Source organism: Delftia sp. HK171 (assembly GCF_001886655.1).
In the GTDB taxonomy this organism is placed as follows: Bacteria; Pseudomonadota; Gammaproteobacteria; order Burkholderiales; family Burkholderiaceae_C; genus Comamonas; species Comamonas acidovorans.
Window position 1 is genome coordinate 4,273,764 of the sequence record NZ_CP018101.1, and the last position, 24,692, is coordinate 4,298,455.

The window sequence follows — 24,692 nt, forward strand, 5'->3', positions numbered from 1 at the left end:
CCTCTACAGGTCGGTCAGCGGCAGCAGCTGGCGGCGGCTGTCAAAGCGCCGCGACTGACCGTCCAGAGGATCGGTGAAGGCCAGGCTGCGCGCCAGCAGCTGCAGCGGACGCGAGTAGTCGCCCTCGGGCATGTCATGCACTTCGGGATAGAAGCCGTCGCCCCACAGCGGCAGGCCCAGGGCGGCCATGTGCACGCGCAGCTGGTGGCGCTTGCCGCTTTCGGGCTCCAGCCGGTAGCGTGCCCAGGGGCCGTGCTGCTCCAGCACCTGCATGCGGGTGCGGGTGTTGGGCGTGCCGGCCACCTCGTGCATGCGGAAGAAATGGCCGCTTTCCTCCATGCGGCTTTCATGCGTGCGCGGGAAAACCACGTCCTCGCGCCAGGGTGCCACGGCCTCGTAGGTCTTGTGGATGGCGCGGTCGCGGAACAGCGCCTGGTAGATGCCGCGTGTGGCGCGCTGCACCGAAAACACCACCAGCCCCGCCGTGTCGCGGTCGATGCGGTGGATGGGCGACAGCTCGGGCAGGTCGAACTCGCGCTTGAGCCGCACCAGCAGCGTCTGCTGCAGGTACTTGCCGGCCGGCACCACGGGCAGGAAATGCGGCTTGTCGGCCACCAGCAGATGCGCGTCGCGGTGGAGGACCTCGGCCTCGAAGGGGATGGGCGGCTCGGCCTGCAGCTCGCGGTAGTAGTAGTAACGCAGGCCCGGCGCAAAGGCCGTGCCTGCATCGGCGGCGCGGCCATGCTCGTCCACCACCTCGCGCAGCGCCAGGCGCCGCAGCCAGTCTTCGCGCGCCACGGCCGGCAGGCGCTCGGCCAGAAAATCGATCAGCAACCCGCCGCCCTGGCTGGGCAGCACCACGCAGCTGGGGCTGACGCCGTCGCGTATGGGAAGAACCTTGGGGTCGTGGGCGTTGTGCATGGGGCGGCGATTCTAGCGGCGCAGGACTTCCGGCGCGCCGTCATCCCCACCGCCCGCGGCACCGTCCGCCGTCACCAGCACGCCCGCCGAAACGATGTAGTCGGCCGCGCTTTCGATGTCGCCGCGCAGCGCCTCCTTGGCGGCTGGCGCATCGCCGCGCCGCAGCGCCTCGACCAGGCGCGCATGGTGGCCGACCGCCACCTGTTCGCTCACGCGGCGCGAGCCCGAGCGCATGTCGTGGTTGAGGATGGGGCCTATGCGCAGCCACAGCGCCTCGATCATCTGCAGCAGCATGGGCATGCCGGCCGCGCTGTAGACGGCGAAGTGGAAATCCTTGTTGAAGGCGATGAGCCGCGCGCCGTCCGGCGAGGCGCTGGCCATCTCGGCCGCAAAGCGGTCCTGCAGGGCGGCGATGCGTTCCAGCTCGGCGGCCGGCAGTTGCCGGGCTGCCTGCTCCGTGGCCAGGCCTTCAAGGTTGACGCGGATGCGCGTGATCTCGCGGAAGGCGCTTTCCGTCATCAAGGGCACGCGCAGCGCGCGGTTGGGCGTGAGTTCCAGCGCCTGCTCGGCCACCAGCCGGTGCACGGCCTCGCGCACGGGCATGACGCTGACGCCCAGCGCGCTGGCCGTGGTGCGCAGCGAGATCTGCTCGCCCGGAATCATCTGGCCCGTGATCAGCAATTCCCTGAGCTGTGCATAGACATCGCTGCTGAGGGTCTGGCGTTTGAGTGGGGTGACTAGTTCGTTGATGGCCATGGCGCCGATGGTAGCGCGGCGCCGCCGCTGTCATGGCGCATAGGGTATTCACCATATTTGATCTGTGATCACAGATACAAAATCCAAACCCAACCCGAATCCCTTCACCTTTGTTTGAGTTCCCAAGGAGTCCCCGCATGTGGAAAAACGATCTTCTGGCCGGCCAGCGCGTCCTGGTGACGGCGGGCGCCGCCGGAATCGGCCTGGAAATCAGCCGCGCCTTTGCCGAGGCCGGCGCGCGCGTCATGGTCTGTGACGTGGCCCAGGCCAGCCTGGATGCGCTGGCTGCCGCCCTGCCCGGCGCCAGCGGCCGTCTTGCCGATGTGTCGGATGCCTTGCAGGTGCAGGCCCTGTTCAAGGCCGTGGACAACGAGTTGGGCGGCCTGGACATCCTCGTCAACAACGCCGGGGTGGCAGGCCCCACGGGCGCGGTGGAGACGCTGGAGCTGGCCGACTGGCAGCGCACGCTGGATGTGAACATCACCGGCGCCTTCCTGTGCACGCGGCTGGCCGTGCCCCGGCTCCGGCAATCGGCACGCGAGGGCCGGCAGGCGGCCATCGTCAATCTGTCTTCGGCGGCAGGCCACCTGGGCATGCCGGGCCGCACGGCCTATTCGGCGTCCAAGTGGGCGGTGATCGGCTTCACCAAGTCGCTGGCGCTGGAGCTGGGCGCCGACGGCATCCGGGTGAACGCCATCCTGCCGGGCGCCGTGGACGGCCCGCGCATCCGCGATGTGATTGCCGCCAAGGCGCAGGCGCGCGGCCTGCCGCTGGAAGACGTCACGCGCAGCTACACGCACCAGGCCGCGCTGGGCCGCATGGCCACGGCGCGCGACATTGCCAACATGGCCGTGTTTGCCGCCAGCCCGCTGGCCGGCCATGTCACGGGCCAGGAGCTGGCCGTCGATGGCCTGACCCAGGCGCTGAGCTGAGCGCCCTCTCCTCCTCTCCTCTTCTCGCCTTTTTCACCGTTCGCAAGGACCTTCCATGGCCACCCGCACAAAAGCCATCATCACCTGCGCGCCCACGGGCGCCATCCACACGCCCAGCATGTCGCCCCACCTGCCGGTGACGGCCGAGCAGATTGCGCGCGCCGCCATCGATGCCGCCGAGGCCGGCGCCGCCATCGTGCACCTGCATGCCCGCGATCCCCGCGACGGGCGCCCTTCGCAGGACCCGGAGCTGTTCCGCCCCTTTCTCAAGGCGATCCGTGCCGAGAGCGATGCCATCGTCAACATCACCACGGGCGGCAGCCCGCACATGACGGTGCAAGAGCGCATGCGGCCCGTCACCGAGTTCCAGCCCGAGCTGGCCTCGCTGAACATGGGCTCGATGAACTTCGGCCTGTTCCCCATGCTGGAGCGCTTCAAGGACCTGGAGCACGCCTGGGAGCGCGAGCACCTGGAAAACAGCCGCAACCTGGTCTTCAAGAACACCTTTGCCGATATCGAAGGCATCCTGCGGCTGGGCCAGGCCCAGGGCACGCGCTTCGAGTTCGAGTGCTACGACATCAGCCACCTGCACAACCTGGCGCATTTCGTGGACCGGGGGCTGGTACAGGGGCCCGTGTTCGTGCAGTCGGTGTTCGGCATCCTGGGCGGCATCGGCGGCCACCCGGAGGACCTGATGCACATGCGCCGCACGGCCGACCGCCTGCTGGGCAGCAACTACCAGTGGTCCATCCTGGGCGCCGGGCGCAACCAGCTGCCGCTGGCCACCATGGGCGCGGCCATGGGCTCGCATGTGCGCGTGGGGCTGGAAGACTCTCTGTGGATAGGCCCGGGGCAGCTGGCCACCTCCAGCGCCGAGCAGGTGCGCCGCATCCGCACCGTGCTCGAGGCCCTGAATGTCGACGTCGCCACGCCTGACGAGGCGCGCAGCATGCTGGGCCTCAAGGGTGCGGCCAACGTGGCCTTCTGAACCGCCTTCCCGGGCCAGCCCCCATGCCACCGAACAGGAGACTCCCATGCAGATCGATATCGTCGCCGACCTCAAGACCACGCTGGGCGAAGGCCCGCTGTGGGACGTCGGGCAGCAGCGCCTGTACTGGATAGACAGCTTCGACGGCCGCATCTTCCGCTGCACGGCCGACGGGCGGGAACTGCGCGCCTGGGAAGTCGGCCAGAAGATTGGCTCCATGGCACTGCGCCGCGACGGCCGCTCGGCCCTGGTGGCACTGCACGGCGGCGTGCACACGCTGGACCTGGAAAGCGGCGAGCTGGAGCTGGTCGTCGCCCCCGAGTCCCACCTTCCCGGCAACCGGCTCAACGACGGCAAGGTGGACCGGCAGGGCCGCTTCGTCTTCGGCTCCATGGACACCCTGGAGGAGCAGCCTTCGGCGCGGCTGTACCGGCTGGACACGGACCTGAGCCTGCATGTGCTGGACGAGGGCATCATCTGCTCGAACGGCCCGTGCTGGAGCCCGGACGGCACGACGCTCTATTTCTCGGACACGTGGAGCGGCGAGATCCGGGCCTACGACTACGACACGGCCACGGGCCATGCCAGCGGCCGCCGGACCTTTGCCCCGGTCGACACCAGCGGTGGCGGCGCGGCCGACGGGGCCACGGTCGATGCCGAAGGCTGCCTGTGGCAGGCCCTGGTGTACTCGGGCCAGCTGGTGCGCTACACGCCGGACGGCCGGGTGGACCGGGTGATAGAGATGCCGGTGCGCAAGGTGACCAGCGTGATGTTCGGCGGGCCCGGGCTCGACACGCTGTACGTCACCTCCATGGGCAAGCCGCCGTTGCCGCGTTTCCCGGGCGACGGCCAGTCCCGTGGCGCGCTGTTTGCCGTCAAGGGGCTGGGCGTGCGTGGCCTGCCCGAGCAGCGCTTCGGCGCCTGAGCACGGAGCCGGGCATGCAGGCCCGGAGCCTTCGCTCCGCAACGCCGCCCGCCCCGCGAAGCGGCGCCTTCATCCACACAACAATGAAACGGCACCCACCGCTGGTGCCCGGGAGACTGTCATGGCCCAGGCCCCGCGCGCTTCGCTGCGCCAGATCCACCGCTATTCATGGGTATCCCTGCTGGTCTGCTGGCTGATCTGGGTACTGAATGCCTACGACCGCGAGATCGTGCTGCGGCTGGGGCCGACCATCTCCCGGCACTTCGGCCTGTCGGCCGACGAATGGGGCACGGTGGCCACCATCGTGATGCTGGCCCTGGCCGTGCTGGACATTCCCGGCGCGATCTGGAGCGACCGCTACGGCGCGGGCTGGAAGCGCGCACGCTTTCAGGTGCCGCTGGTGCTGGGCTATACGGCGCTGTCGTTCGCCTCGGGCTTCAAGGCGCTGAGCGGCAGCCTGGCGGGCTTCGTGGCGCTGCGCGTCGGCGTCAACCTGGGCGCCGGCTGGGGCGAGCCCGTGGGCGTGAGCAACACCGCCGAGTGGTGGCCGGTGGAGCGGCGCGGCTTCGCGCTGGGCGCCCACCACACGGGCTATCCGGTGGGCGCCATGCTCAGCGGCCTGGTCGCCGGCTTTGTGCTGTACGCCTTCGGCGAGGAGAACTGGCGCTATGTGTTCTTTGTCGCGCTGGTTGTCGCCATCCCGCTGATGTGGTTCTGGGCGCGCTACTCCACGCCGCAGAAGATGGAACTGCTGTATGCCGACATCGCCGCCCGGGGCATGACCCCGCCGCAGGCCAGCGTGGCGGCGCAGGTGGAAAAAGGCCAGGCCTGGCGCACCCTGCGCAGCACGCTGGCCAACCGCAGCATCGCCCTGACGGCTGGAAACACCCTGCTCACGCAGGTGGTCTACATGGGCATCAACGTGGTGCTGCCCGCCTACCTCTACAACATCATGGGCCTGTCGCTGGCCGAATCGGCAGGCATGAGCGTGGTGTTCACGCTCACCGGCATCGTGGGCCAGCTGGTCTGGCCGGCCCTGTCGGACGTGATCGGGCGCCGCGTCACCCTGGTGATCTGCGGCCTGTGGATGGCCGCCAGCGTGGGCGCCTTCTACTTCGCCGACACCATGGCCCTGGTCGTGGTGATGCAGCTGCTGTTCGGCCTGGTCGCCAATGCGGTCTGGCCCATCTATTACGCGGTGGCCTCGGACTGCGCCCAGCCTGCGGCCACCTCCACGGCCAACGGAATCATCACCACCGCCATGTTCGTGGGCGGCGGCATCGCGCCCGTGCTGATGGGCAGCCTGATCGCCCTGGGCGGCGGCTGGACCAGTCCCGGCGGCTATGCCCTGTGCTTCCTGGTCATGGCCGGCTGCGCGCTGGGCGGCGTGGCCCTGCAGCTGGGCACGCGCGGCAACGCCGCCTCCACCGCCACCGCCTGACTCCGCTTTCCTCCACCCATCTTTCCAAGGATTTGCCATGGTCCATCACCCATCGCCCTCCCCTGTTCACACGCCGCCCGCACGGCCGCAGCCTGCCGCCGGCGACAGGCAGTCGCTGCTCAACGCCCGCATCTTCCGCAGGCTGATGCCGCTGCTGGTGCTGTCCTATGTGATCAGCTTCATAGACCGCACCAACATCGCGCTGGCCAAGTCGCACATCGAGGTGGACCTGGGCATCTCGGCGGCCGCCTACGGCCTGGGTGCGGGGCTGTTCTTCCTGAGCTATGCGCTACTGGAAGTGCCCAGCAACCTCATCATGCACAGGGTGGGCGCGCGCTTCTGGATCACCCGCATCATGGTGACCTGGGGCCTGCTGTCGGCCGGCATGGCCTTCATCACCGGAGAGACCTCGTTCTACGTAATGCGCGTGCTGCTGGGCGCCGCCGAGGCGGGGCTGTTCCCCGGCGTGATGCTCTACCTGACCTACTGGTTCGGCCGCGAGGAACGGGCCCGCGCCATCGGCTACTTCCTGCTGGGCGTGTGCATTGCCAACATCCTCAGCGGCCCCGTGGGCGGCGCGCTGCTGCAGATGGACGGCTTCCTGGGCTGGCACGGCTGGCAGTGGATGTTCGTGATCGAGGGCCTGCCCGCCGTGGCCCTGGCCTGGGTGGTCTGGAAGAAGCTGCCAGACGGCCCGGCCAGCGCGCCCTGGCTAACGGCCGCCGAATCGCGCGAGGTACTGCAACGCCTGCAGGCCGAGCAGGACCAGCAGGCCAGCGCCGGCCAGGTGGGCCACTCGCTCAGGGACTGCCTGCGCGACCGCCAGATCTGGCTGGCCATCCTTGTCTACTTCTGCCACCAGATCAGCATCTACACGGTGATCTTCTTCCTGCCGGGCATCATCGGCACCTACGGCCAGCTCTCGCCGCTGCAGATCGGCACGCTCAACTCCGTGCCCTGGATCGCAGCCGCCATCGGTGCGGCCTGGCTGCCGCGCTTTGCCACCCACCCGCAGCGCTGCCGGCGCATGCTGCTGGCTGGCCTGGCCACCATGGCCGCCGGCCTGCTGGTGGCCGCGCTGGCGGGCAAGGCCTCGCCCGCCCTGGGCCTGCTGGGTTTCAGCCTGACGGCGCTGATGTTCTTCGTGGTGCAGTCCGTGGTCTTCCTGTTTCCCGCCTCGCGGCTGGCGGGCGCGGGGCTGGCGGGCGGCATAGCCCTGGTCAATACCTGCGGCCTGGTGGGCGGCTTCATCGGCCCCACGGTGATGGGGATGATCGAACAGGCCACGGGCAGCACGCGCAACGGCCTGTTCATCATGGCGGGCCTGCTGGTGGTGGCCGCCCTGGCATCCACCCGGCTGCGCCAGGGCCAGGAGACGCCGTGATGACGGCCCCTTCCCCGCCGCAGGCCGCGCTGTAGGTCAATCTCCTGTATGCGGGCCTGCCGGCTGCCCGCCAGCGCGTCCCGGGCCTTGGCAAGCGTTTTCATGGCGATAGGATGGACCGAACCCCATTTAGCGGCCCCCTGCGCCATGACAGACACAGCGACCGACACAGCGAACCACAGCCCTGCCACACCAGCACCCCACCGCCCAGCCCGCCGCCGCTGGCTGCGCGCCCTTTTGTGGACGGTGTCGGCCCTGGTGCTGCTGCTCGCCGTGGTTGTGGTCCTGATTGCCACCTTCGACTGGAACCGGGCCAAGCCCTGGGTCAACGAACGCGTCAGCGAAAGCACCGGCCGCCACTTCGCCATTGAAGGCGACCTGCGCCTGCGCTGGACCTGGCCACAGCCCCTGGACCAGGGCTGGCGTCACTGGATTCCTGGCGTTACCGTCCAGGCCGAGCAGTTGACCCTGGGCCAGCCCGAGGGCTGGGAGGTTGAGCAGGAGCCGGCCAAGGGCAGTGCCGAGCTGCCCGCCCTGCCTGCGCCGCCCGACCAGTTGAACAAGGGCCGCCTGCCCGAGGAGAAAGCCAAGGAACAGCCCAAGGGAAAGGCGAAGGACAAGGATGAAGGCAAGGACAAGGACTCGCAGGCCAGCCCTTCCGCGCCCAAGATCGACAGCGACAGCATCGTCCTGGCCGACGAGAAAATGGCCCCACCCCCGCGCGACGCCGACACCATGGCCACGGCCGCGCGCGCCACGGCCAGCCTGCGGCTGTGGCCGCTGCTGGGCCGGCATGTGCTGCTGGACCATCTGCAACTGGAAGGCCCTGACCTGGTCTTTGCCCGGCGCAAGGATGGCAGCAACAACTGGACCTTCAAGCGCCCCGAGCACACAGGGCCGCGCTGGCGTTTTCAGGTAGCGCAATTGAGCCTGCGCGGCGGCCTGGTGGGCTGGAGCGATGGCGTGCGCCAGATGGCGGTGCGCGCACGTCTGGACAGCCTTGTGCAGCCGCCCAGTCCAGACTTTCCGTATGGCATGCGCGTCGGCCTGACCGGCCGCATCGCCAAGGCCACGGTCGAGGCCCAGGGCCTCATCGGCCCCGTGCTGGACCTGCAAAGCGAACAGGCACGCTTTCCCGTGAAGCTGTGGGCCCATGCGGGCAGCCTGCGCGCCCGGGCCGAGGGCATTCTCGACAATCCCAGGGCGCTCAAGGGCATGGACCTGCAGGTGCGCCTGCGCGGCTCCAGCATGGCCGACCTGTTCCCGCTGACGGGTCTGTTGCTGCCGCGCACACCGCCCTTCGACACCAATGGCCATCTGGTCGGCAGCCTGGAGCCGGGGCGCGCCGTCTGGGACTACGAGGAATTCGATGGCCGCGTGGGCCAGAGCGATCTGCGCGGCACGCTGCACTACGCATCGGGCAAGCCGCGCCCCAAGCTCAGCGGCGATCTTGCCTCGCGCAAGCTGCGCCTGGCCGACCTGGGGCCGGTGGTGGGAGCACCGTCCACCAAGCAGGGCCAGAAGACCCGGCAGGCGGCCAGCGGCAAGGCCCTGCCCACGCAGCGCTTTGACACCAGCAAGTGGAATGCCATGGACATGGATGTGCGCTTCAAGAGCGACCGCATCGAGCGCCCCCAGGCCCTGCCCATCGAGGACTTCAGCGTGCATGCCGTCATGGACAATGGCGTGCTGCGCCTGTCCCCGCTGCGCTTCGGCATGGCCAAGGGCCGGCTGGACATCGAGGCCGTGGTGGACAGCGGCGCCAAGCCGCCCAAGGCCAGCCTCCAGGGCAAGGTACAGGGGCTGCAGCTGTCGGCCCTGTTCCCCGAGATCGAACTGATGAAGAAAAGCCTGGGCAGCATGGATGGCGCGCTGGGGCTGGAGGGCCGGGGCCAGTCCATTGCCGAATGGCTGGGCACCAGCTCGGGCGACATCCGCCTGTATGTGCGCGATGGCCGCTTCAGCAAGCAGCTCCTGGACCTGGCCGCGCTGAACCTGGGCAGCGTCATCGTCACCAAGCTGTTCGGCGCCGACAAGGAAGTGCAGCTCAACTGCGCCGTTGCCGACCTGACCGTGAAGCAGGGCATCGCGCGCACCCGCAACGTCAAGCTGGCCACGCCCGAGGCCATCATCGAGGCCACCGGACAGATCAGCCTGGCGCAGGAGACCATGGACCTGCGCATCGTGCCCGAGTCGCTGAAGTGGAAGTTCTTCTCTCTGCGCACGCCCCTGTATGTGCGCGGCAGCTTCGCCAACCCCAAGGTGGGCGTGGAGCCCGGCCCGCTGCTGCTGCGCGCGGGCGCGGCCGTGGCCGCCGCCGTGGTGGCGCCAGCGGCCCTGGCGCTGGTGCCGCTGACGGTGCCGGCCGCCGAGGAAGATGCGCAATGCCAGCGCCTGCTGGCAGAAAGCAGCAAGAAGTAGACGCGTGGCCCGGATGCGCGGCAAGCGCCGCGCTGCATTGGCGCAAAAAGGCTAGCAAACCCGGTGGCAATGTGACGAAATAGCGCCGCAGCACACAGGCATCGAGACGCGGCGCCGGCAGGTCAAGAGCCTCGCCAATGCACTCGCAGACGATGCGCAGGCAGCGGGCGCCCTGGCGGCAGCGCCAGCGCGCCGGCCCCGACGGCCCGTGTGCAGGAACGCCCTGCCAGAGCACCTCTTCGCTGTAGCGATCCATGCATTGCGTATTTCCCCTTAGCCCCTGTGACGGCGCAAGCCGTTGATTTCGCTTAACCTTGACGTTCGCTTTTCTCCTGTGCCAAGTCCTTTCCCCATGTCCTCCAAAGTCCAGTTCCGCCTGCGCGTATACAACGACAGCACCATTGCCATCGGTCCCGGCAAGGTGCAGTTGCTCGAAGCCATTGCCGAGGCGGGCTCCATCTCGGCTGCAGCGCGATCGCTGGGCATGTCCTACCGGCGCGCCTGGGTGCTGGTCGACGAGATGAACCGCGCGCTGCAGACACCGGCCGTCAACACCAGCGCCGGCGGCGCCCATGGCGGCGGCGCCTCGCTCACCTCCACGGGCGAAGCCATCGTCAGGCATTACCGCTCCATAGAGACCACGGCGCGCATGGCGGCGGCGGCCGATATCGCCGCGCTGACACGCCTGCTCAATCCCCAGGGAACGAGCGCATGAGCGCGACCGGCTCCACGGCGCAGGCCGTCGCCTGCCGCCCCATCGGCCATGTGCGCAGCCGCTTCACCGACCCGGTGGGCATGCCCATACAGACGGCGGGGGCGGCCGACGAGGCCGGCCGCGTGGAGCTGCTGCCCGAGTTCGAGGCCGGGCTGCGCGACATCGAAGGCTTTGACTACCTGATCCTCATCACCCACCTGCACCAGGCCGTGGAAAAGCTGGAAGTCGTGCCCTTCATGGACGACAGCAGCCACGGCGTGTTCGCCACGCGCGCCCCGGCGCGGCCCAACCGGCTGGGCCTGTCCATCGTGCGCCTGGTGCGGCGCGAAGGACTGCTGCTGCATTTCCTGGGCAACGACATGCTGGACGGCACGCCCGTGCTCGACATCAAGCCCTACGTGCCCAGGCTGGATGTGCGCCAGACCGAGCGCATAGGCTGGTTCGGCAAGCGTATCGACCAGATGCCCGACATCCGCGCGGACGACCGCATGGCCTGAGCCTGCTTCAGCAGCAACGGCAACAGCCCTCAGTGGAAATTGCGGCTTGCCACGCCGGCGCCGCCCAGGCGGCCCAGCCAGCGGCTCATGTCGCGGGCGCGGTGCACGATGAGATGGCGCACGGCGGGCACCTCCTGGCTGGCCTGCTCTGCAGGCGCTGGCTCGCCGGGGTCCTTGCCGCCGCCCCAATCCGAGCTGCTTTGCCAGATGCCCTCCACCGCCAGCAGCCGCGCGCCCAGCAAAGGCTCGCCCCAGCGCGTGACGGTATCGGGCCAGACCACCAGGTTGACGGTACCCGTCTCGTCCTCCAGCGTGATGAAGAGGGTGCCCTTGGCCGTGGGCGGGCGCTGGCGCACGGTGACGATGCCGCAGGCCCGCACGCGCATGCCCGCCAGCGTGTCGCGCAGCTCCAGCGCCGTGCGCAGCCCGTGGCGGCGCAGGCGGTCACGCAGCAGGGCCAGCGGATGGCGGCGCAGGCTCAGGCCCGTGGCCGCGTAGTCGAACAGGATTTCCTCGCCCTCGGGCGCGGCGGCCAGTTGCACGGGCGCCTCGTGCACGGGCACGCCCGCGAACAGCGGGGGCTGCACCTGCAGGGCCGCCGCATCCCACATCTGCTGGCGGCGGTGGCCTGACAGGCCCTGCAGCGCATCGGCCGCCGCCAGGGCCTGCAGTTCGGCGCGCTGCAGCCGGGCACGCAGGGCCAGGTCCTCGGTGCTCCTGAACGGCGCCTGCGCGCGGACCTGGGCCACGCGCTCGCCCGAAGTCTTTGGCAACTGCGCCACCATGCACAGACCCAGGCGCACGGCTGGCTGCGGCAGCTCGACGCCGGCAATGCGCTCGTGCGGCGCCTCCAGCGTGCAATCCCAGTCGCTGTGGCGCACATCGACGGGCAGCACGCGCACGCCGTGGCGGCGCGCATCCTGGATCAGCTGCGAGGGGGTGTAGAAACCCATGGGCTGGGCATTGAGCAAGGCCATCAGGAAACAGGCCGGCTCATGGCGCTTGAGCCAGGCGCTGGCATAGGCCAGCATGGCGAAGCTGTAGGCATGGCTTTCTGGGAAGCCGTATTCGCCAAAGCCCAGCATCTGGCGGAAGATGGCCTGGGCAAATTCGGCGCTGTAGCCGTTGGCCAGCATGCCGTCGATCAATGGGCGCTCGAAGCGGTGCACGCCCCCCTTGCGCCGCCAGGCGGCCATGGAGCGGCGCAGCTCGTCGGCATCGCCCGCCGAGAAGTTCGCCGCGATCATGGCGATCTGCATCACCTGCTCCTGGAAGATGGGCACGCCCAGCGTGCGCTTGAGCGCCTTCTCGAGCGCGGGCTTTTCCAGGACCAGCTCGCCGCCCTGCCGCCGACGCTCGCGCGCCTGCAGATAGGGATGGACCATGCCGCCCTGTATGGGGCCGGGCCGCACGATGGCGACCTCGACCACCAGGTCGTAGAAAACGCGCGGCCGCAGCCTGGGCAGCATGCTCATCTGGGCGCGGCTCTCGATCTGGAAGGTGCCCACGGTGTCGGCGCGGCAGATCATGTCGTAGGTGGCGGCGTCCTCCTTGGGAATGTCGGCCAGCTCCCAGCGCGGGCCGCGCAGCGCGGCGCGCGCGTGCAGGCTGCCGCGCAGCACGGTGAGCATGCCCAGGGCCAGCACATCGACCTTGAGCAGATTCATGGTGTCCAGATCGTCCTTGTCCCACTGGATGACCGAGCGGCCCTCCATGGCGGCCGGCTCCACGGGCACCAGCCGCGTCAGCGGCCCGTCGGTCAGCACAAAGCCGCCCACGTGCTGGCTCAGGTGGCGCGGGCTGTCGCGCAGTTGCAGGGCCAGCTCCAGCCACAGCCGCGCACGCTGGGGCGACAGTTGCGGGCAGTCGTCGCCCAGCCGCTCGCGTAGCCGGGCCAGGCGCAGCAGCTTGGAGCGCACCCAGCCCAGGGCGGGGTCATCGGGTTCGGGCTCCGGCTCGGCCGCCTGGTCCTCGGCATCGCTGAACCAGTGGTGCTGCCGGGCCATGGCATCGATCAGCATCGCATCCACGCCCAGGGCCTTGCCCGCGTCGCGCAGTGCGCCACGCGTGCGCCAGCAGCTGACCACGGCCGTCAGCGCCGCACGGCCGCGGCCGTATTTTTCGTAGATGTACTGGATGACGGTCTCGCGCCGCGCGTGCTCGAAGTCCACGTCGATATCTGGGGGCTCGCTGCGCTCGCGGCTGATGAAGCGCGCGATCAACAGCGTCTGCAGGGTGGGATCGACGGCCGTGATGCCCAGGCAGAAGCAGACCACCGAGTTCGCGGCCGAACCCCGGCCCTGGCACAGGATGTCCTGACTGCGAGCGAATCGCACGATGTCGTGCACGGTGAGGAAGTACATCTCGTAGCCGCACATGGAGATCAGCTTCAACTCGTTGTGCAATTGCTTGCGCACCTTCTTGGGAATGCCTTCGGGATAGCGCCCCGCCGCTCCCTGCCAGGTATGCCAGGCCAGGGTCTGGCGTGCATCCATGCCGGGCAGCACGGTTTCCTGCGGATAGTGGTAGCGGATCTCACTGAGCTTGAAATCGCAGCGCGCGGCAATCTGCAAGGTTGCATCCAGCATGGCGCGCGGATAGATGCCGCCCAGCCGCAAGCGCGAGCGCAGATGCCGCTCGGCATTGGGGTGCAGCTCGAAGCCGCACTCGGCCACCGTGCAGCCCAGGCGCAGCGCCGTCACCAGGTCCTGCAGCGGCTTGCGCGAGCGCGCATGCATGTGCACGTCGCCGCAGGCCACGCAGGACAGGCCCAGCAACCCTGCCACGTCCTGCAGGCTTTGCAGCCACAGGCTGTCGTCGGGCGCCAGCAGCAGCTCCACGCCCAGCCAGCAGCCCGGCCCCAGCTGCGCCACGGCGGCCTGCACGGCCTCGGCCATGGCGGGCACATCGCCGGGCAACAGCTGCGCACGCTGCGGCACAACGATGCATTCGCAGCCTTCACGCAGCAGATGCCAGGGGCTGTCGGCATCGACCAGGTACCGGCCCTTTTCGGCACGGGCGCGCGCCGCGCTGATGAACTCGCAGAGGTTGCCCCAGCCGTTCAGATCGCGCGCCAGCGCCACCACGCGCAGCGGCCCCCAGGCGAATTCGCTGCCATGGATCAGGGCCATCTCGCAGTCGCGCGCGGCCTCGAAGGCCCGCACGGCGCCGGCCACCGAGCATTCGTCGGTCAGGGCCAGCGCCTGGTAGCCCAGGGCCTTGGCGCGCTGCACCAGTTGGGCGGGCGAAGAGGCGCCGCGCAGAAAGCTGAAGTTCGACAGGCAGTGCAGCTCCGCATAGCCGGGCAGGCCCGGGCCCGATGCCATGCCGGACACCGGCCCGGCGACCTGGGGCGGAGGCTGCAGCCGCTGCAGCTGCGGGGGCGGCGGCTCCAGCAGGATGTCCTGTTCAGCCATAGATGCCTTGCGCAAACCAGGCGGCGGGCGACAGCAGGGCCGGCATGCCTGGCAGCCGCTCCGATGCAGGCGTGCGCTCGCGGTAGATCCAGACATGGCCGACAGCCGCGTTGCTGGCCACGAAATAGTCACGCACAGCCAGCGCCGCATCGGCCTGCGGCTCTCCCCACCAGCCGGCCTCCAGCCGATAGGGGCCGGCCAGCAATTGCAGCGGCCCCTGCCAGCAGGGGCGGCTGCCCTGCAGGAGCAGCGGCTGGGGCGGATCAAGCAGCCAGGGCGGCAGCAGGCCCTGCCAGGGGTTGGCCGCCTTGCGCGCGTGCGCGGGCCGCCGCGGCGCCTGCGGGGTCTGCAGGGCCTCGCAGGCCGGGGTCCAGCGCTGCATGGCCTCGGGCCGGTGGTCCGATTGCAGCTGCGCCACCCGCACGCCCTGCGCACCACGGCGGGCCGAGACGCGCTCCACCCATTCATGCCAGGCCATGCCGCTGGCCGCGTCTGTCGCGCCTGCCGCCTCGCCCAGCGGCGCCGGGCCGGGCGCGGCCGGTGGCAGGCAACTGCCGGCATCGGCAGCGAAAGGCGCGGTGTCCAGCGCCACCAGCTCCAGCATGTCCGCAGGCGCGCGCCAGGGCGTGCGGGCCAGGCGTTCGCGCAGCAGGCGCTCCATGTGCTCCAGCGCCTGGGCGGGGCGGGCCGTGCGGATGTCCAGCGCTTCCCAGGCCGGCAGCTCCGTGCCGTCCACGCGACGCAGATCGTGGTGCCAGCGCAGTTGCAGGCCCAGCACGCCCTGATGGCGGGCCTGCAGCCAGGCCTGCAGCGCACGCAGCAGGGGCCGGGCGGCCTGCAGCAGGGCCTGGGCGTCGCTGGCCGGATAGCCCAGGTCGGCGCGCAATGCAAAGTGCTCGGGCAGCTCCAGCCAGTCCAGCGCATGGGGGCTGCTGCCATAGGCCTGGTCCAGCGCCAGCAGGGCCGGCAGCCCGATGCGCCGCGCCAGGCCCGCGCGCGGCAGGGCGCGCAGCTCGCCCCAGCGGCGGCAGCCCATGCGCTCCAGGGCCGGCGCATGCGGCTCCAGTGCGGGCAGTGTCCAGATGGGCAGTGCGTCGGCAGGCGGCCAGGGCTGGCGCGAATCCGCGCCCTGCATGCGCCAGCGCAGACGCGCCAGCGCCTGCCATGCCGTGGCGCCCCGGGCCCAGGACGGCATCCGGGGGCCGCCCGCCTGGCCGCCCTCGGGCTGCTGTTCGCGCAGCGCGCGCAGCAGGCCCAGCAGCATGGCTTGGCGACCGCCCCACAGGCGCTCCACGCTGCCCACCTCCATCAACGCCACGGCCTGCCCTGCCCCGTACCAGAGAGCCACGCGCGGCGTCCAGCGCAGGGCCCACCAGGCCTGCTGCGCGCAGGCACTGCCTTCGCCATCACTGTCGCCGTTGCCCTGGCCATCGCCCTGCGCGACATGCAGCGGCCAGGCAATCCAGTGCAGTGCTTGATTCGGCTGTGCCATGGCATCTCACCCCAGGGTGTGCGCTGCCGCCTGCAGGGCGGGCGCCTCGGCGGGCAGCAGTTGCCCGTGTCCATGAAGCCAGCGCTGCGCCTCGCCCGCCTGCCGGGTGCGCCGCAGGGCCTGGGCCTGCAGCACGTCCTGCCAGGCCCAGTGGTGCAGCGGCAGCTTCAAGGGATGCTGCAGCGCAGGCCCCCGGCGCTTGAGCAACTGCACGCGCAGGCAGGCTGGCGTGCCGCCTTCGCCCGGCTCCCCCAACTCTGTCTCCACGCGCAGCCGCAGCGGCGCGGGCGAGGCCACCGTCTGCAGGGCAGCCGAGGCCTCGCGCCACAGCCACAGAATGCGCCCCTGCGCAGCGGCCGCCCATTGCAGCCGGCGCAGCGTGGCCATGGGCAGACCGGCTGGCAGCCAGGCCAGCACGGCCAGTACGTCGCGGCAGCGCAGTGCCTGCTCACAGACCCAGGCCAGCCCTGCCCCATCGCCTGCCGGGTGGACGCCGGGGTGGACGCCGGGGTGGGCGCCGGGGTGGGTGTCGGCCTCCACGCAGCACAGCCGGTGCGCCGCCACGCCTGCCGCTTCCAGTCCCGGAGCAAAAGGCCTGCAAGGCGGCGCCACCAGCACCACCTGGCCCGCGCTGCGCTGCATCAGGGCCGCCAGGCCCGGCAGCAGCAGCGGCCACTCGGCATGGCCATGCGCGGGTTGCAGCAGCTCGACCATGGCACCCAGCGGCCAGCCCCCGCCTGGCAATTGCGCATCCAGCAGCGCATGGCCCGAAGGCTGGACCCGCTGCTGCAGCGCCTGCTGCCAGCCATCGCCACGCCACACGCCCTGCAACTGAGGCAGCACACGCGCCGCGCCCGCCATGGGGGCGGGCTGCGCAGGTTGGGAGGCGTGGGGCGTGGTCATGGGGGAAATCTCAAATACTGTATGAATATACAGCACTCTTGATTTCCAAGAAATCCACGGATGTAAAAAAGCCGGGCAAGCCCGGCTGTCTCAGTGCGCTGGCGCTCTCGCTGCGCCGCCCGCTGGGGGTGTGGCGTCGATCTGCATGCAGGCTTCGCACCATTGCGCGACCGCTGTGTCCACGGCGTGGGTGCGGGCATTGATGGCGGGCCAGCGGCGCAGGCAGGCGTTGACGATGGCCTGCAGTTGCCACAGCGCCTCGCGGCTGAGCAGGGCCAGCTCGCTCATGCCCTGCACATCGTCCTTGAGGTAGGCCAGCAGGTCGGTTTGCTGGCTGGGATGCAGGCCGGCCTCGGCCAGCTGCTTTTTCAGGCCGCCGATGCTGGAGTCGATGTAGACGGCCGCCTGGTGGTCGGGCATGGCCTGCCAGCGCTCGGGAAAGGCCTGGCTGAACGTGTCCCACATCTGGAAGGCGGCAGACAGCGCTGCCACGCTGTGCGTGACCTCGGCCTGCAGCGGCGGCAGGGGCGTGCCCGGCGAGATCTCGTCGTACAGCAGCGGCAGCAGGATGCCGACCAGATCGGCCGGATAGCGGCGGTGGTTCATGCGCAGCATCAGCGACAGGCGCTGGCCGGGCAGGTCCTGGAATTTGTCGAAGAAGGCCGAGACCACCTCGGCCAGCAACAGGATACGGCCCATTTTGGAGATGGCTTCGCCATGCACGCCGCGCGGATAGCCCGTGCCGTCCATGCGCTCGTGGTGCTCGAGCACGGCCATTTCCACGTCCTGCGAGTACGCGCCTGCGCCCCGCATGATGAGCATGCCCGTGACCGAGTGCGCCACCAGGTGCTTGCGCTCGGCGCCCGTGAGCCGGTAGTTGGGGTCGGTCCAGGCCGGGTCCATGTAGAGCATGCCCACATCGTGCAGCAGGGCCGCCGTGGCCAGCGGGCCGCATTCACGCTCGCTCCATTCGCTTTGCAGCGCCAGGTAGACGGCCACCAGCATCATCTGCAGGCTGTGGGCGAACAGCTCGGGCCGCTGCTCGCGCATGACCGTGAGCTTGAAGGCGATCTGCGGCGGCAGCACCATCAGGCGCAGCGGCGCCAGCAGCCGGTCCGTGCCGCCCAGCGACTGCACCAGGCGGCGCATCAGGTCCACGGTTTCGCACTGCACCATGGCCTGGGCCTCGATGGCCAGCACGTCCACACGGTTGTCCACGCCCAGGTGCTTGTCGATGGGGTCGCGCAGCTTGTGCTTGACCAGGCGCTCGTACATGTTGCCGTCGATGCGCGCACCCTTGTCCACGAGCTTGACGCCCTTGTCGTTGAAGATGGGCTCGCCGGTGACCACGTTGCAATGCTCGGCCATGTCGGTGACGGCGCGCAGGAAATGCACGCCCTCGTCCTTCCATCCCTGCGCTGTCGGTGGATTGCGCACGGCCGCGACATCCGTCATAGAGGCTCCCATTGGCTCGAAATCTGAAATATAAGCAAAAGAGCCCGCGCAAGGCGGGCTCTTGTTGCGCAGGCCTGCCAAGGCAGGCCGTGCACGGCAACATCAGCGAATCAGCGTCACGCCGGTCTTGGACTGGATGTCCTCGAAGCTCACTTCGGGGGCCAGTTCCACGAGCTTCAGGCCCTGCGGCGTCACGTCCATCACTCCCAGGTCGGTGATGATACGGTCCACCACGCCCACGCCGGTCAAAGGCAGGGTGCAGGCGGGAAGAATTTTGAGGTCGGTCGTGCCGTCCTTCTTCTTTGCCACATGTTCCATGAGCACGATGACGCGCTTGACGCCCGCCACCAGGTCCATGGCGCCGCCCATGCCCTTGACCATCTTGCCGGGAATCATCCAGTTGGCCAGGTCGCCTTTCTCGGACACCTGCATGGCGCCCAGGATGGACAGGTTGATCTTGCCGCCGCGGATCATGGCGAACGACTGGTCGCTGCCGAAGATGGACGAGCCGGCAATCGTCGTCACGGTCTGCTTGCCGGCGTTGATCAGGTCGGCGTCCACGGCATCCTCGGTCGGAAAGGGGCCGATGCCCAGCATGCCGTTCTCGGACTGCAGCCACACTTCCTTGTCACCCGTGTGGTTGGCCACCAGGGTGGGAATGCCGATGCCCAGGTTGACGTAGAAGCCGTCTTCGAGTTCTTGGGCCGCGCGGGCGGCCATCTGGTCTTGGGTCCACGGCATGGTCAGGCTCCTTGTTTTTCTGTGATGGTGCGCTTTTCGATGCGCTTTTCGGGATTCGGGTTGTGCACGATGCGGTGCACGTAGATGCCGGGCAGGTGGATGTCGTCCGGTGCGATCTCGCCGACCTCGACCACCTCTTCCACTTCCACGATGCAGACCTTGCCGGCCGTGGCTGCGGCAGGGTTGAAGTTGCGCGCCGTCAGGCGGAACTGCAGGTTGCCGCTCTTGTCGGCACGGTGGGCCTTGACCAGGGAGACATCGGGCACGAGCGAGCGCTCCATCACATAGGTCTCGCCGTCGAATTCGCGCAGCTCCTTGCCCTCGGCCACCATGGTGCCCACGCCGGTCTTGGTGAAGAAGGCGGGAATGCCGGCGCCGCCTGCGCGCAGCTTCTCGGCCAGCGTGCCCTGGGGCGTGAATTCCAGCTCCAGCTCGCCGGCCAGGTACTGGCGCTCGAACTCCTTGTTCTCGCCCACATACGACGAGATCATCTTCTTGATCTGGCGCGTCTCCAGCAGCTTGCCGAGGCCAAAGCCGTCCACGCCCGCGTTGTTGGAAATCACCGTCAGGCCCTTGACGCCGCTGTCACGCAGCGCGTCGATCAGGGCCTCGGGAATGCCGCACAGGCCGAAGCCGCCTACAGCCAGCAATTGCCCGTCGGCCACGACGCCCTGGAGCGCCTGCTCCGCGGAGGGGTAGAGCTTTTTCACACATGTCTCCTTCAGATTGGATGCGCTACGATACTACGTACTTACATAGGTAGTTTTTCGTAAAGATTTGCCCATGGATATAGATTACCGGCTGGCGTTCGAAGCCGCCCCCGTCGGCCTCGTGATCTCGCGCAATCGCACCATGATCGACTGCAACCGCCAGGTCTGCGAGATGTTCGAGGCCTCGCGCGAGGTGCTGATCGGCCAGACCTTCCAGATCCTCTACCCCAGTGCCGACGAGTACGAGCGGCTGGGCGCGCGCATCGCGCCCATTCTCAACGCCCGGGGTTTCTACTCGGACAACCGCATCATGAAGCGCGCCAACGGCGAAACGTTCTGGTGCCATGTCACGGGCCGCACGCTGGACCGCAGCGACCCGCACGCATCGGGCATCTGGAGCTTCGAGGACCTCAGCGCCCACCGTCCCGTCAAGGCCGAGCTCACGGGGCGCGAGCGCGAGGTGGCCGCCCGCCTGCTGGAAGGCCTGACCTCCAAGGAAATCGGCCGCGCCCTGGCCATCAGCCACCGCACGGTGGAGATCTACCGCGCACGGCTGATGCGCAAGTACGGCGCCTCCACGGCCGCCGATCTGGTCCACAAGCTGGTCTCTGGCTGACAGGGCGACGGCCTACACGGGCCGTATCCGCCCGCGCAACACAATGCCTTGGCAAAAAGCATGCCCGGCACGGCGCATGCGGGAGGCGGTGAAATTTTTTGGCTATGGCGCAGTTGAGATTTGCCAATCGCCAAAGCCTTGCCGCATCCATAGAACGAAACAACAATAAAAGCAATTCGATAGCACGCAGCTATTGATTTTCCAAGCGCCGCGCTGCCTGCGTGCAAGCCGGCGCCGCTACCACCCCTCGATCAAGGAGAGACCATGACCCACAAGCTCACCACCGCCGCAGGCGCCCCGGTTGCCAACAACCAGGACTCGCTCACGGCCGGCCCGCGTGGCCCGATGCTGCTGCAGGACCTGTGGCATCTGGAAAAAATGGCCCACTTCAACCGCGAAGTGATTCCCGAGCGCCGCATGCATGCCAAGGGCTCGGGCGCCTTCGGCACCTTCACCGTGACGGGTGACATCACGCGCTACACCCGCGCCAAGGTGTTCTCCGACATCGGCAAGCAGACCGAAGTGTTCGCGCGCTTTTCCACCGTGGCCGGCGAACGCGGCGCGGCCGATGCCGAGCGCGACATCCGCGGCTTCGCCGTCAAGCTCTATACCGAGGAAGGCAACTGGGACCTGGTGGGCAACAACACGCCGGTGTTCTTCTTCCGCGACCCGCTCAAGTTCCCCGACCTGAACAAGGCCGTCAAGCGCGATCCCTACACCAACCTGCGCTCGCCCGAGAACAACTGGGACTTCTGGACCGGCCTGCCCGAGGCCCTGCACCAGATCACCATCGTCATGAGCGACCGGGGCATTCCGCGCGGCTACCGCCACATGCACGGCTTCGGCTCGCACACCTACAGCTTCATCAACGCCAGCAACGAGCGCCACTGGGTCAAGTTCCACTGGGTCTGCCAGCAGGGCATCGAGAACTTCGGCGATGCCGAGGCCGCCGCCGTGGTCGCCTCCGACCGTGAAAGCAGCCAGCGCGACCTGCTGGAAGCCATCGAGCGCGGCGAGTTCCCGCGCTGGAAGCTGTGCGTGCAGATCATGCCCGAGCATGAAGCCGAGACCTACCGCTTCCACCCCTTCGACCTGACCAAGGTCTGGAGCAAGAAGGACTACCCGCTGATCGAAGTGGGCGTGATGGAGCTCAACCGCAACCCGCGCAACTACCACGCCGATGTGGAGCAGGCCTCGTTCACGCCAGCCAACCTGGTGCCGGGCATCGGCCCCTCGCCCGACCGCATGCTGCAGTCGCGCCTGTTCTCGTATGGCGATGCCGCGCGCTACCGCCTGGGTGTGAACCACCACCAGATCCCCGTGAACGCGCCGCGCTGCCCCTACCACGCTTACCACCGTGACGGCGCCATGCGCGTGGACGGCAACTACGGCGGCACCATCGCCTACGAGCCCAACACCAAGGGCGAGTGGCAGGAGCAGCCCGCCTTCGCCGAGCCGCCGCTGGCCCTGCACGGCGCGGCCGACCGCTGGAACTACCGCGAGGACGATGCCGACTACTTCACCCAGCCCGGCGACCTGTTCCGCCTGCTCACGCCCGATGCGCAGCAGCGCCTGTTCGAGAACACGGCGCGCAACATCGCCGGTGTGTCCGAGCACATCGTGCAAAAGCACATAGCGCACTGCACCCAGGCCGACCCCGCCTACGGCAAGGGCGTGGCCGATGCCATCGCCCGCCAGAAGGCCGGCACGCTCTGACCGGCTGACGCCCACGGCAAAACGCCTCCGCATCGCCGGGGGCGTTTTTCATGGCGCGCCCTGCCCTCAGGCCACGGCCTTGAAGGCGGGAAGCTTGTCGCCCAGCCGCTTGCCCATCTCCGTGCCCAGGGCCTGCAGGCCGCTCATGGGGCGCACCATGACCTCGAATTCCCGGATCAGCCCCTGCTCGTCGAAACGGATGAAGTCGATGCCCTTGAGGTTCTTGCCGCCCACGCTGGCGCTGAACTCCAGCACCACGTCCAGGCCGTCATCGCTGGCCATCTGGCGGTGGTAGGTGAAGTTCTCGAACACCTGGACCACGGTGGACAGCGCCAGCATCAGCGCGGGTGCCGAGGCATAGGGCGTGTTGGCCATGGGCGAGCGGAACACTGCATCGGGATGGACGATGGTGTGCAGCTCGCCCAGGTCGCTGGCGGCAACCATGCGATGCCACAGCTCCAGGGAGCGGGCGACTGCGGGATGGGCGTTCTTCGGGGGCTGGGACATGCTTGTCTCCTGGTGGTTGAGGTGGAAAACGGAATCGGGCGGCGCCCTCAAAGGCTGGCCGCCAGCGTGGTGCCTTGCAGGATGGCGCGCTTGGCGTCGAGTTCGGCCGCCACGTCGGCGCCGCCGATCAGGTGCACGCTGCAGCCCGCCGCGCTCAAGGCCGCATGCAGCTCGCGCTGCGGCTCCTGGCCCGCGCAGAGCACGACGTTGTCCACCTCCAGCAGTTGCGGCTGGCCGTCCACGGTGATGTGCAGGCCGGCGTCGTCGATGCGCTCATAGGCCACGCCCGAGCCCATGGCCACGCTGCGCGCCTTCAGCGAGGTGCGGTGTATCCAGCCCGTGGTCTTGCCCAGCTGGTCGCCCACCTTGGTGGACTTGCGCTGCAGCAGGTGCACGCGGCGCGGCGAGGGCTCGGCCTGCGGCTGCGCCAGGCCGCCGGCCTGGGCGTAGTCCGTGTCTATGCCCCACTCCGCATAGAACTTGCGGGGCGCCACGGCGCCGCTGTCGCCGGCATGGGTCAGGTACTCGGCCACATCGAAACCTATGCCGCCCGCGCCGATGATGGCCACGCGCTCGCCCACGGGCCTGTTGCCCTGCAGCACGTCCAGGTAGCCGAGCACCTTGGGATGGTTGACGCCCTCGATGGCGGGAACGCGCGGCCGTATGCCCGTGGCCAGCACGATCTCGTCATAGCCGCCCTCGATGAGCTGGGCGGCCTCCACGCGGTGGCCCAGTTGCAGCGCCACGCCGCCCAGCTCCAGCTGGCGCCGGAAGTAGCGCAGCGTCTCGTGGAACTCCTCCTTGCCGGGCACCTTCTTGGCAATGTTGAACTGCCCGCCGATCTCGCTGGCCGCATCAAACAGCGTCACCGCATGGCCGCGCTGCGCCGCGGTGACGGCAAAGCTCAGGCCCGCGGGGCCGGCGCCCACCACGGCGATGCGCTTGGCGGCGGGCGCGGGCGCAATCACCAGCTCGGTCTCGTGGCAAGCGCGCGGGTTGACCAGGCAGGAGGTGATCTTGCCGCCAAAGGTATGGTCCAGGCAGGCCTGGTTGCAGGCAATGCAGGTGTTGATCTCGTCGGCCCGGCCCTGGCGCGCCTTGCGCACGAAGTCGCCATCGGCCAGCAGCGGCCGGGCCATGGAGACCATGTCGGCATAGCCCTCGGCCAGCAGGCGCTCGGCCACTTCGGGCGTGTTGATGCGGTTGGAGGTGATCAGCGGGATGCCCACCTGCCCCATCACGCGCTGCGTGACCCAGGCATAGGCGGCGCGCGGCACCTTGGTGGCGATGGTGGGGATGCGCGCCTCGTGCCAGCCTATGCCCGTGTTCAGCAGCGTGGCGCCCGCAGCCTCGATGGCCTGGGCCAGCGTGATCACTTCCTCCAGCGTGGAGCCGCCTTCCACCAGGTCCAGCATGGACAGGCGGTAGATGATGATGAAGTCCCGCGCCACACGCTGGCGCGTGCGCCGCACGATCTCCACCGCAAAGCGCATGCGGCCCGCGTAGCTGCCGCCCCATTCGTCATCGCGGTGGTTGGTGCGTGCGGCGATGAACTCGTTGATCAGATAGCCCTCGGAGCCCATGATCTCCACGCCGTCGTAGCCCGCATGGCGGGCCAGGGCTGCGCAGCGCACGAAGTCCTCGATGGTCTGCTCCACCTCGTCGCCCGTCAGCGCATGGGGCACGAAGGGGTTGATGGGCGCCTGTAGCGCGCTGGGCGCCACCAGCCCGGGCTGGTAGGCGTAGCGGCCGAAGTGCAGGATCTGCATGGCGATCTTGCCGCCCTCGGCATGGACGGCCTGCGTGACGATGCGGTGCTGGTCCGCCTCGTGCTCATTGATCATCATGGCGCCGCCCTTCATGGGCCTGCCGCGCTCATTGGGGGCGATGCCGCCCGTGACGATCAAGCCCACCTCGCCGCGCGCGCGCTCGGCGTAGAAGGCGGCCATGCGCTCGAAGCCGTTGGGCGCCTCCTCCAGGCCCACGTGCATGGAGCCCATGAGCACGCGGTTTCTGAGCGTGGTGAAGCCCAGGTCCAGTTCGGCATTCAGGTGGGGGTAGTGGGTCATGCCTGTCTCGCTTTTTTATGCAACTGATTGCATGAATGTAGTCAGCCTCCTTTATTTATGCAACTGGTTGCGCAAAAAATTGCAGAA

20 protein-coding genes are annotated in these 24,692 nt (G+C 68.8%); 10 read left to right on the forward strand and 10 right to left on the reverse strand.

Annotated elements, in window-relative coordinates; translation table 11 throughout:
• Positions 1 to 3: 3 nt before the first annotated feature.
• Positions 4 to 921, reverse strand: coding sequence for a pseudouridine synthase (locus BO996_RS19265; protein ID WP_071956138.1), 918 nt, complete (start codon positions 919 to 921; stop codon positions 4 to 6).
• A gap of 12 nt (positions 922 to 933) precedes the next feature.
• Positions 934 to 1,677 (reverse strand): GntR family transcriptional regulator, encoded by a 744-nt coding sequence (locus tag BO996_RS19270; RefSeq protein ID WP_071956139.1) that lies wholly within the window; start codon positions 1,675 to 1,677, stop codon positions 934 to 936.
• Between the two features lie 137 nt (positions 1,678 to 1,814).
• Here BO996_RS19270 and BO996_RS19275 point away from each other — a divergent pair, with 137 nt between their 5' ends.
• From BO996_RS19275 to tsaA, 8 genes are all read left to right on the forward strand, one after another.
• Positions 1,815 to 2,609 (forward strand): SDR family oxidoreductase, encoded by a 795-nt coding sequence (locus tag BO996_RS19275; RefSeq protein ID WP_071956140.1) that lies wholly within the window; start codon positions 1,815 to 1,817, stop codon positions 2,607 to 2,609.
• Positions 2,610 to 2,664: 55 nt separating this feature from the next.
• Positions 2,665 to 3,597 (forward strand): 3-keto-5-aminohexanoate cleavage protein, encoded by a 933-nt coding sequence (locus BO996_RS19280; protein ID WP_043821529.1) that lies wholly within the window; start codon positions 2,665 to 2,667, stop codon positions 3,595 to 3,597.
• A gap of 46 nt (positions 3,598 to 3,643) precedes the next feature.
• Positions 3,644 to 4,522: an SMP-30/gluconolactonase/LRE family protein gene (locus tag BO996_RS19285; RefSeq protein WP_071956141.1), complete on the forward strand. Its 879-nt coding sequence runs from the start codon at positions 3,644 to 3,646 to the stop codon at positions 4,520 to 4,522.
• 121 nt (positions 4,523 to 4,643) lie between these two features.
• The gene (locus BO996_RS19290; RefSeq protein WP_071956142.1) at positions 4,644 to 5,963 is read left to right on the forward strand and encodes an MFS transporter; all 1,320 of its coding nucleotides are present in this window, start codon (positions 4,644 to 4,646) and stop codon (positions 5,961 to 5,963) included.
• A 37-nt stretch (positions 5,964 to 6,000) separates the two neighbouring features.
• Positions 6,001 to 7,347 (forward strand): MFS transporter, encoded by a 1,347-nt coding sequence (locus BO996_RS19295; protein WP_071956143.1) that lies wholly within the window; start codon positions 6,001 to 6,003, stop codon positions 7,345 to 7,347.
• A 147-nt stretch (positions 7,348 to 7,494) separates the two neighbouring features.
• The gene (locus BO996_RS19300; protein WP_071956144.1) at positions 7,495 to 9,768 is read left to right on the forward strand and encodes an AsmA family protein; all 2,274 of its coding nucleotides are present in this window, start codon (positions 7,495 to 7,497) and stop codon (positions 9,766 to 9,768) included.
• Positions 9,769 to 10,120: 352 nt separating this feature from the next.
• The gene (locus BO996_RS19305) at positions 10,121 to 10,483 is read left to right on the forward strand and encodes a winged helix-turn-helix domain-containing protein (protein WP_013802017.1); all 363 of its coding nucleotides are present in this window, start codon (positions 10,121 to 10,123) and stop codon (positions 10,481 to 10,483) included.
• Positions 10,480 to 10,980, forward strand: a complete 501-nt coding sequence (gene tsaA, locus BO996_RS19310) for a tRNA (N6-threonylcarbamoyladenosine(37)-N6)-methyltransferase TrmO (RefSeq protein WP_043821536.1) — start codon at positions 10,480 to 10,482, stop codon at positions 10,978 to 10,980. The genes BO996_RS19305 and tsaA overlap by 4 nt, the downstream gene beginning before the upstream one ends.
• Positions 10,981 to 11,009: 29 nt before the next feature.
• On the opposite strand, the gene BO996_RS19315 is transcribed toward tsaA, so the two are convergent.
• From BO996_RS19315 to BO996_RS19340, 6 genes are all read right to left on the reverse strand, one after another.
• Positions 11,010 to 14,396, reverse strand: coding sequence for an error-prone DNA polymerase (locus tag BO996_RS19315; protein ID WP_071956145.1), 3,387 nt, complete (start codon positions 14,394 to 14,396; stop codon positions 11,010 to 11,012).
• Positions 14,389 to 15,888 carry a Y-family DNA polymerase gene (locus BO996_RS19320; RefSeq protein ID WP_071956146.1) on the reverse strand — a complete coding sequence of 500 codons (1,500 nt, stop codon included), beginning with the start codon at positions 15,886 to 15,888 and terminating at the stop codon, positions 14,389 to 14,391. Before BO996_RS19320 ends, BO996_RS19315 begins: the two co-directional genes overlap by 8 nt.
• 6 nt (positions 15,889 to 15,894) lie before the next feature.
• A complete protein-coding gene (imuA, locus tag BO996_RS19325) occupies positions 15,895 to 16,791 on the reverse strand; it encodes a translesion DNA synthesis-associated protein ImuA (protein WP_071956147.1) in 897 nt (298 codons plus the stop codon).
• A 90-nt stretch (positions 16,792 to 16,881) separates the two neighbouring features.
• A complete protein-coding gene (locus BO996_RS19330; RefSeq protein ID WP_034394715.1) occupies positions 16,882 to 18,246 on the reverse strand; it encodes an HD-GYP domain-containing protein in 1,365 nt (454 codons plus the stop codon).
• A 102-nt stretch (positions 18,247 to 18,348) separates the two neighbouring features.
• Complete coding sequence (locus BO996_RS19335) at positions 18,349 to 18,987, reverse strand: 3-oxoacid CoA-transferase subunit B (RefSeq protein WP_012206068.1); 639 nt, start codon at positions 18,985 to 18,987, stop codon at positions 18,349 to 18,351.
• A gap of 2 nt (positions 18,988 to 18,989) precedes the next feature.
• Positions 18,990 to 19,697 carry a CoA transferase subunit A gene (locus BO996_RS19340; protein ID WP_016446257.1) on the reverse strand — a complete coding sequence of 236 codons (708 nt, stop codon included), beginning with the start codon at positions 19,695 to 19,697 and terminating at the stop codon, positions 18,990 to 18,992.
• A gap of 73 nt (positions 19,698 to 19,770) precedes the next feature.
• On the opposite strand from BO996_RS19340, the gene BO996_RS19345 reads away from it, so the two are divergent.
• Both BO996_RS19345 and BO996_RS19350 read left to right on the forward strand, forming a co-directional pair.
• A complete protein-coding gene (locus BO996_RS19345) occupies positions 19,771 to 20,313 on the forward strand; it encodes a PAS and helix-turn-helix domain-containing protein (RefSeq protein ID WP_012206070.1) in 543 nt (180 codons plus the stop codon).
• A 264-nt stretch (positions 20,314 to 20,577) separates the two neighbouring features.
• A complete protein-coding gene (locus BO996_RS19350; RefSeq protein ID WP_013802010.1) occupies positions 20,578 to 22,029 on the forward strand; it encodes a catalase in 1,452 nt (483 codons plus the stop codon).
• Between the two features lie 66 nt (positions 22,030 to 22,095).
• Here the strand turns inward: BO996_RS19350 and BO996_RS19355 are convergent, their stop codons facing one another.
• Positions 22,096 to 22,536 carry a nuclear transport factor 2 family protein gene (locus tag BO996_RS19355; RefSeq protein ID WP_063325552.1) on the reverse strand — a complete coding sequence of 147 codons (441 nt, stop codon included), beginning with the start codon at positions 22,534 to 22,536 and terminating at the stop codon, positions 22,096 to 22,098.
• 47 nt (positions 22,537 to 22,583) lie between these two features.
• Positions 22,584 to 24,605, reverse strand: a complete 2,022-nt coding sequence (locus tag BO996_RS19360) for an NADPH-dependent 2,4-dienoyl-CoA reductase (RefSeq protein ID WP_071956148.1) — start codon at positions 24,603 to 24,605, stop codon at positions 22,584 to 22,586.
• Between the last annotated feature and the right edge of the window lie 87 nt (positions 24,606 to 24,692).

Bases quoted from the DNA above. Each gene is read 5' to 3' on its own strand.
- BO996_RS19265 (WP_071956138.1), bottom strand. From the start codon at position 921: ATGCACAACGCCCACGACCCCAAGGTTCTTCCCATACGCGACGGCGTC.
- BO996_RS19270 (WP_071956139.1), bottom strand. From the start codon at position 1,677: ATGGCCATCAACGAACTAGTCACCCCACTCAAACGCCAGACCCTCAGC.
- BO996_RS19275 (WP_071956140.1), top strand. From the start codon at position 1,815: ATGTGGAAAAACGATCTTCTGGCCGGCCAGCGCGTCCTGGTGACGGCG.
- BO996_RS19280 (WP_043821529.1), top strand. From the start codon at position 2,665: ATGGCCACCCGCACAAAAGCCATCATCACCTGCGCGCCCACGGGCGCC.
- BO996_RS19285 (WP_071956141.1), top strand. From the start codon at position 3,644: ATGCAGATCGATATCGTCGCCGACCTCAAGACCACGCTGGGCGAAGGC.
- BO996_RS19290 (WP_071956142.1), top strand. From the start codon at position 4,644: ATGGCCCAGGCCCCGCGCGCTTCGCTGCGCCAGATCCACCGCTATTCA.
- BO996_RS19295 (WP_071956143.1), top strand. From the start codon at position 6,001: ATGGTCCATCACCCATCGCCCTCCCCTGTTCACACGCCGCCCGCACGG.
- BO996_RS19300 (WP_071956144.1), top strand. From the start codon at position 7,495: ATGACAGACACAGCGACCGACACAGCGAACCACAGCCCTGCCACACCA.
- BO996_RS19305 (WP_013802017.1), top strand. From the start codon at position 10,121: ATGTCCTCCAAAGTCCAGTTCCGCCTGCGCGTATACAACGACAGCACC.
- tsaA (WP_043821536.1), top strand. From the start codon at position 10,480: ATGAGCGCGACCGGCTCCACGGCGCAGGCCGTCGCCTGCCGCCCCATC.
- BO996_RS19315 (WP_071956145.1), bottom strand. From the start codon at position 14,396: ATGGCTGAACAGGACATCCTGCTGGAGCCGCCGCCCCCGCAGCTGCAG.
- BO996_RS19320 (WP_071956146.1), bottom strand. From the start codon at position 15,888: ATGGCACAGCCGAATCAAGCACTGCACTGGATTGCCTGGCCGCTGCAT.
- imuA (WP_071956147.1), bottom strand. From the start codon at position 16,791: ATGACCACGCCCCACGCCTCCCAACCTGCGCAGCCCGCCCCCATGGCG.
- BO996_RS19330 (WP_034394715.1), bottom strand. From the start codon at position 18,246: ATGACGGATGTCGCGGCCGTGCGCAATCCACCGACAGCGCAGGGATGG.
- BO996_RS19335 (WP_012206068.1), bottom strand. From the start codon at position 18,987: ATGCCGTGGACCCAAGACCAGATGGCCGCCCGCGCGGCCCAAGAACTC.
- BO996_RS19345 (WP_012206070.1), top strand. From the start codon at position 19,771: ATGGATATAGATTACCGGCTGGCGTTCGAAGCCGCCCCCGTCGGCCTC.
- BO996_RS19350 (WP_013802010.1), top strand. From the start codon at position 20,578: ATGACCCACAAGCTCACCACCGCCGCAGGCGCCCCGGTTGCCAACAAC.
- BO996_RS19355 (WP_063325552.1), bottom strand. From the start codon at position 22,536: ATGTCCCAGCCCCCGAAGAACGCCCATCCCGCAGTCGCCCGCTCCCTG.
- BO996_RS19360 (WP_071956148.1), bottom strand. From the start codon at position 24,605: ATGACCCACTACCCCCACCTGAATGCCGAACTGGACCTGGGCTTCACC.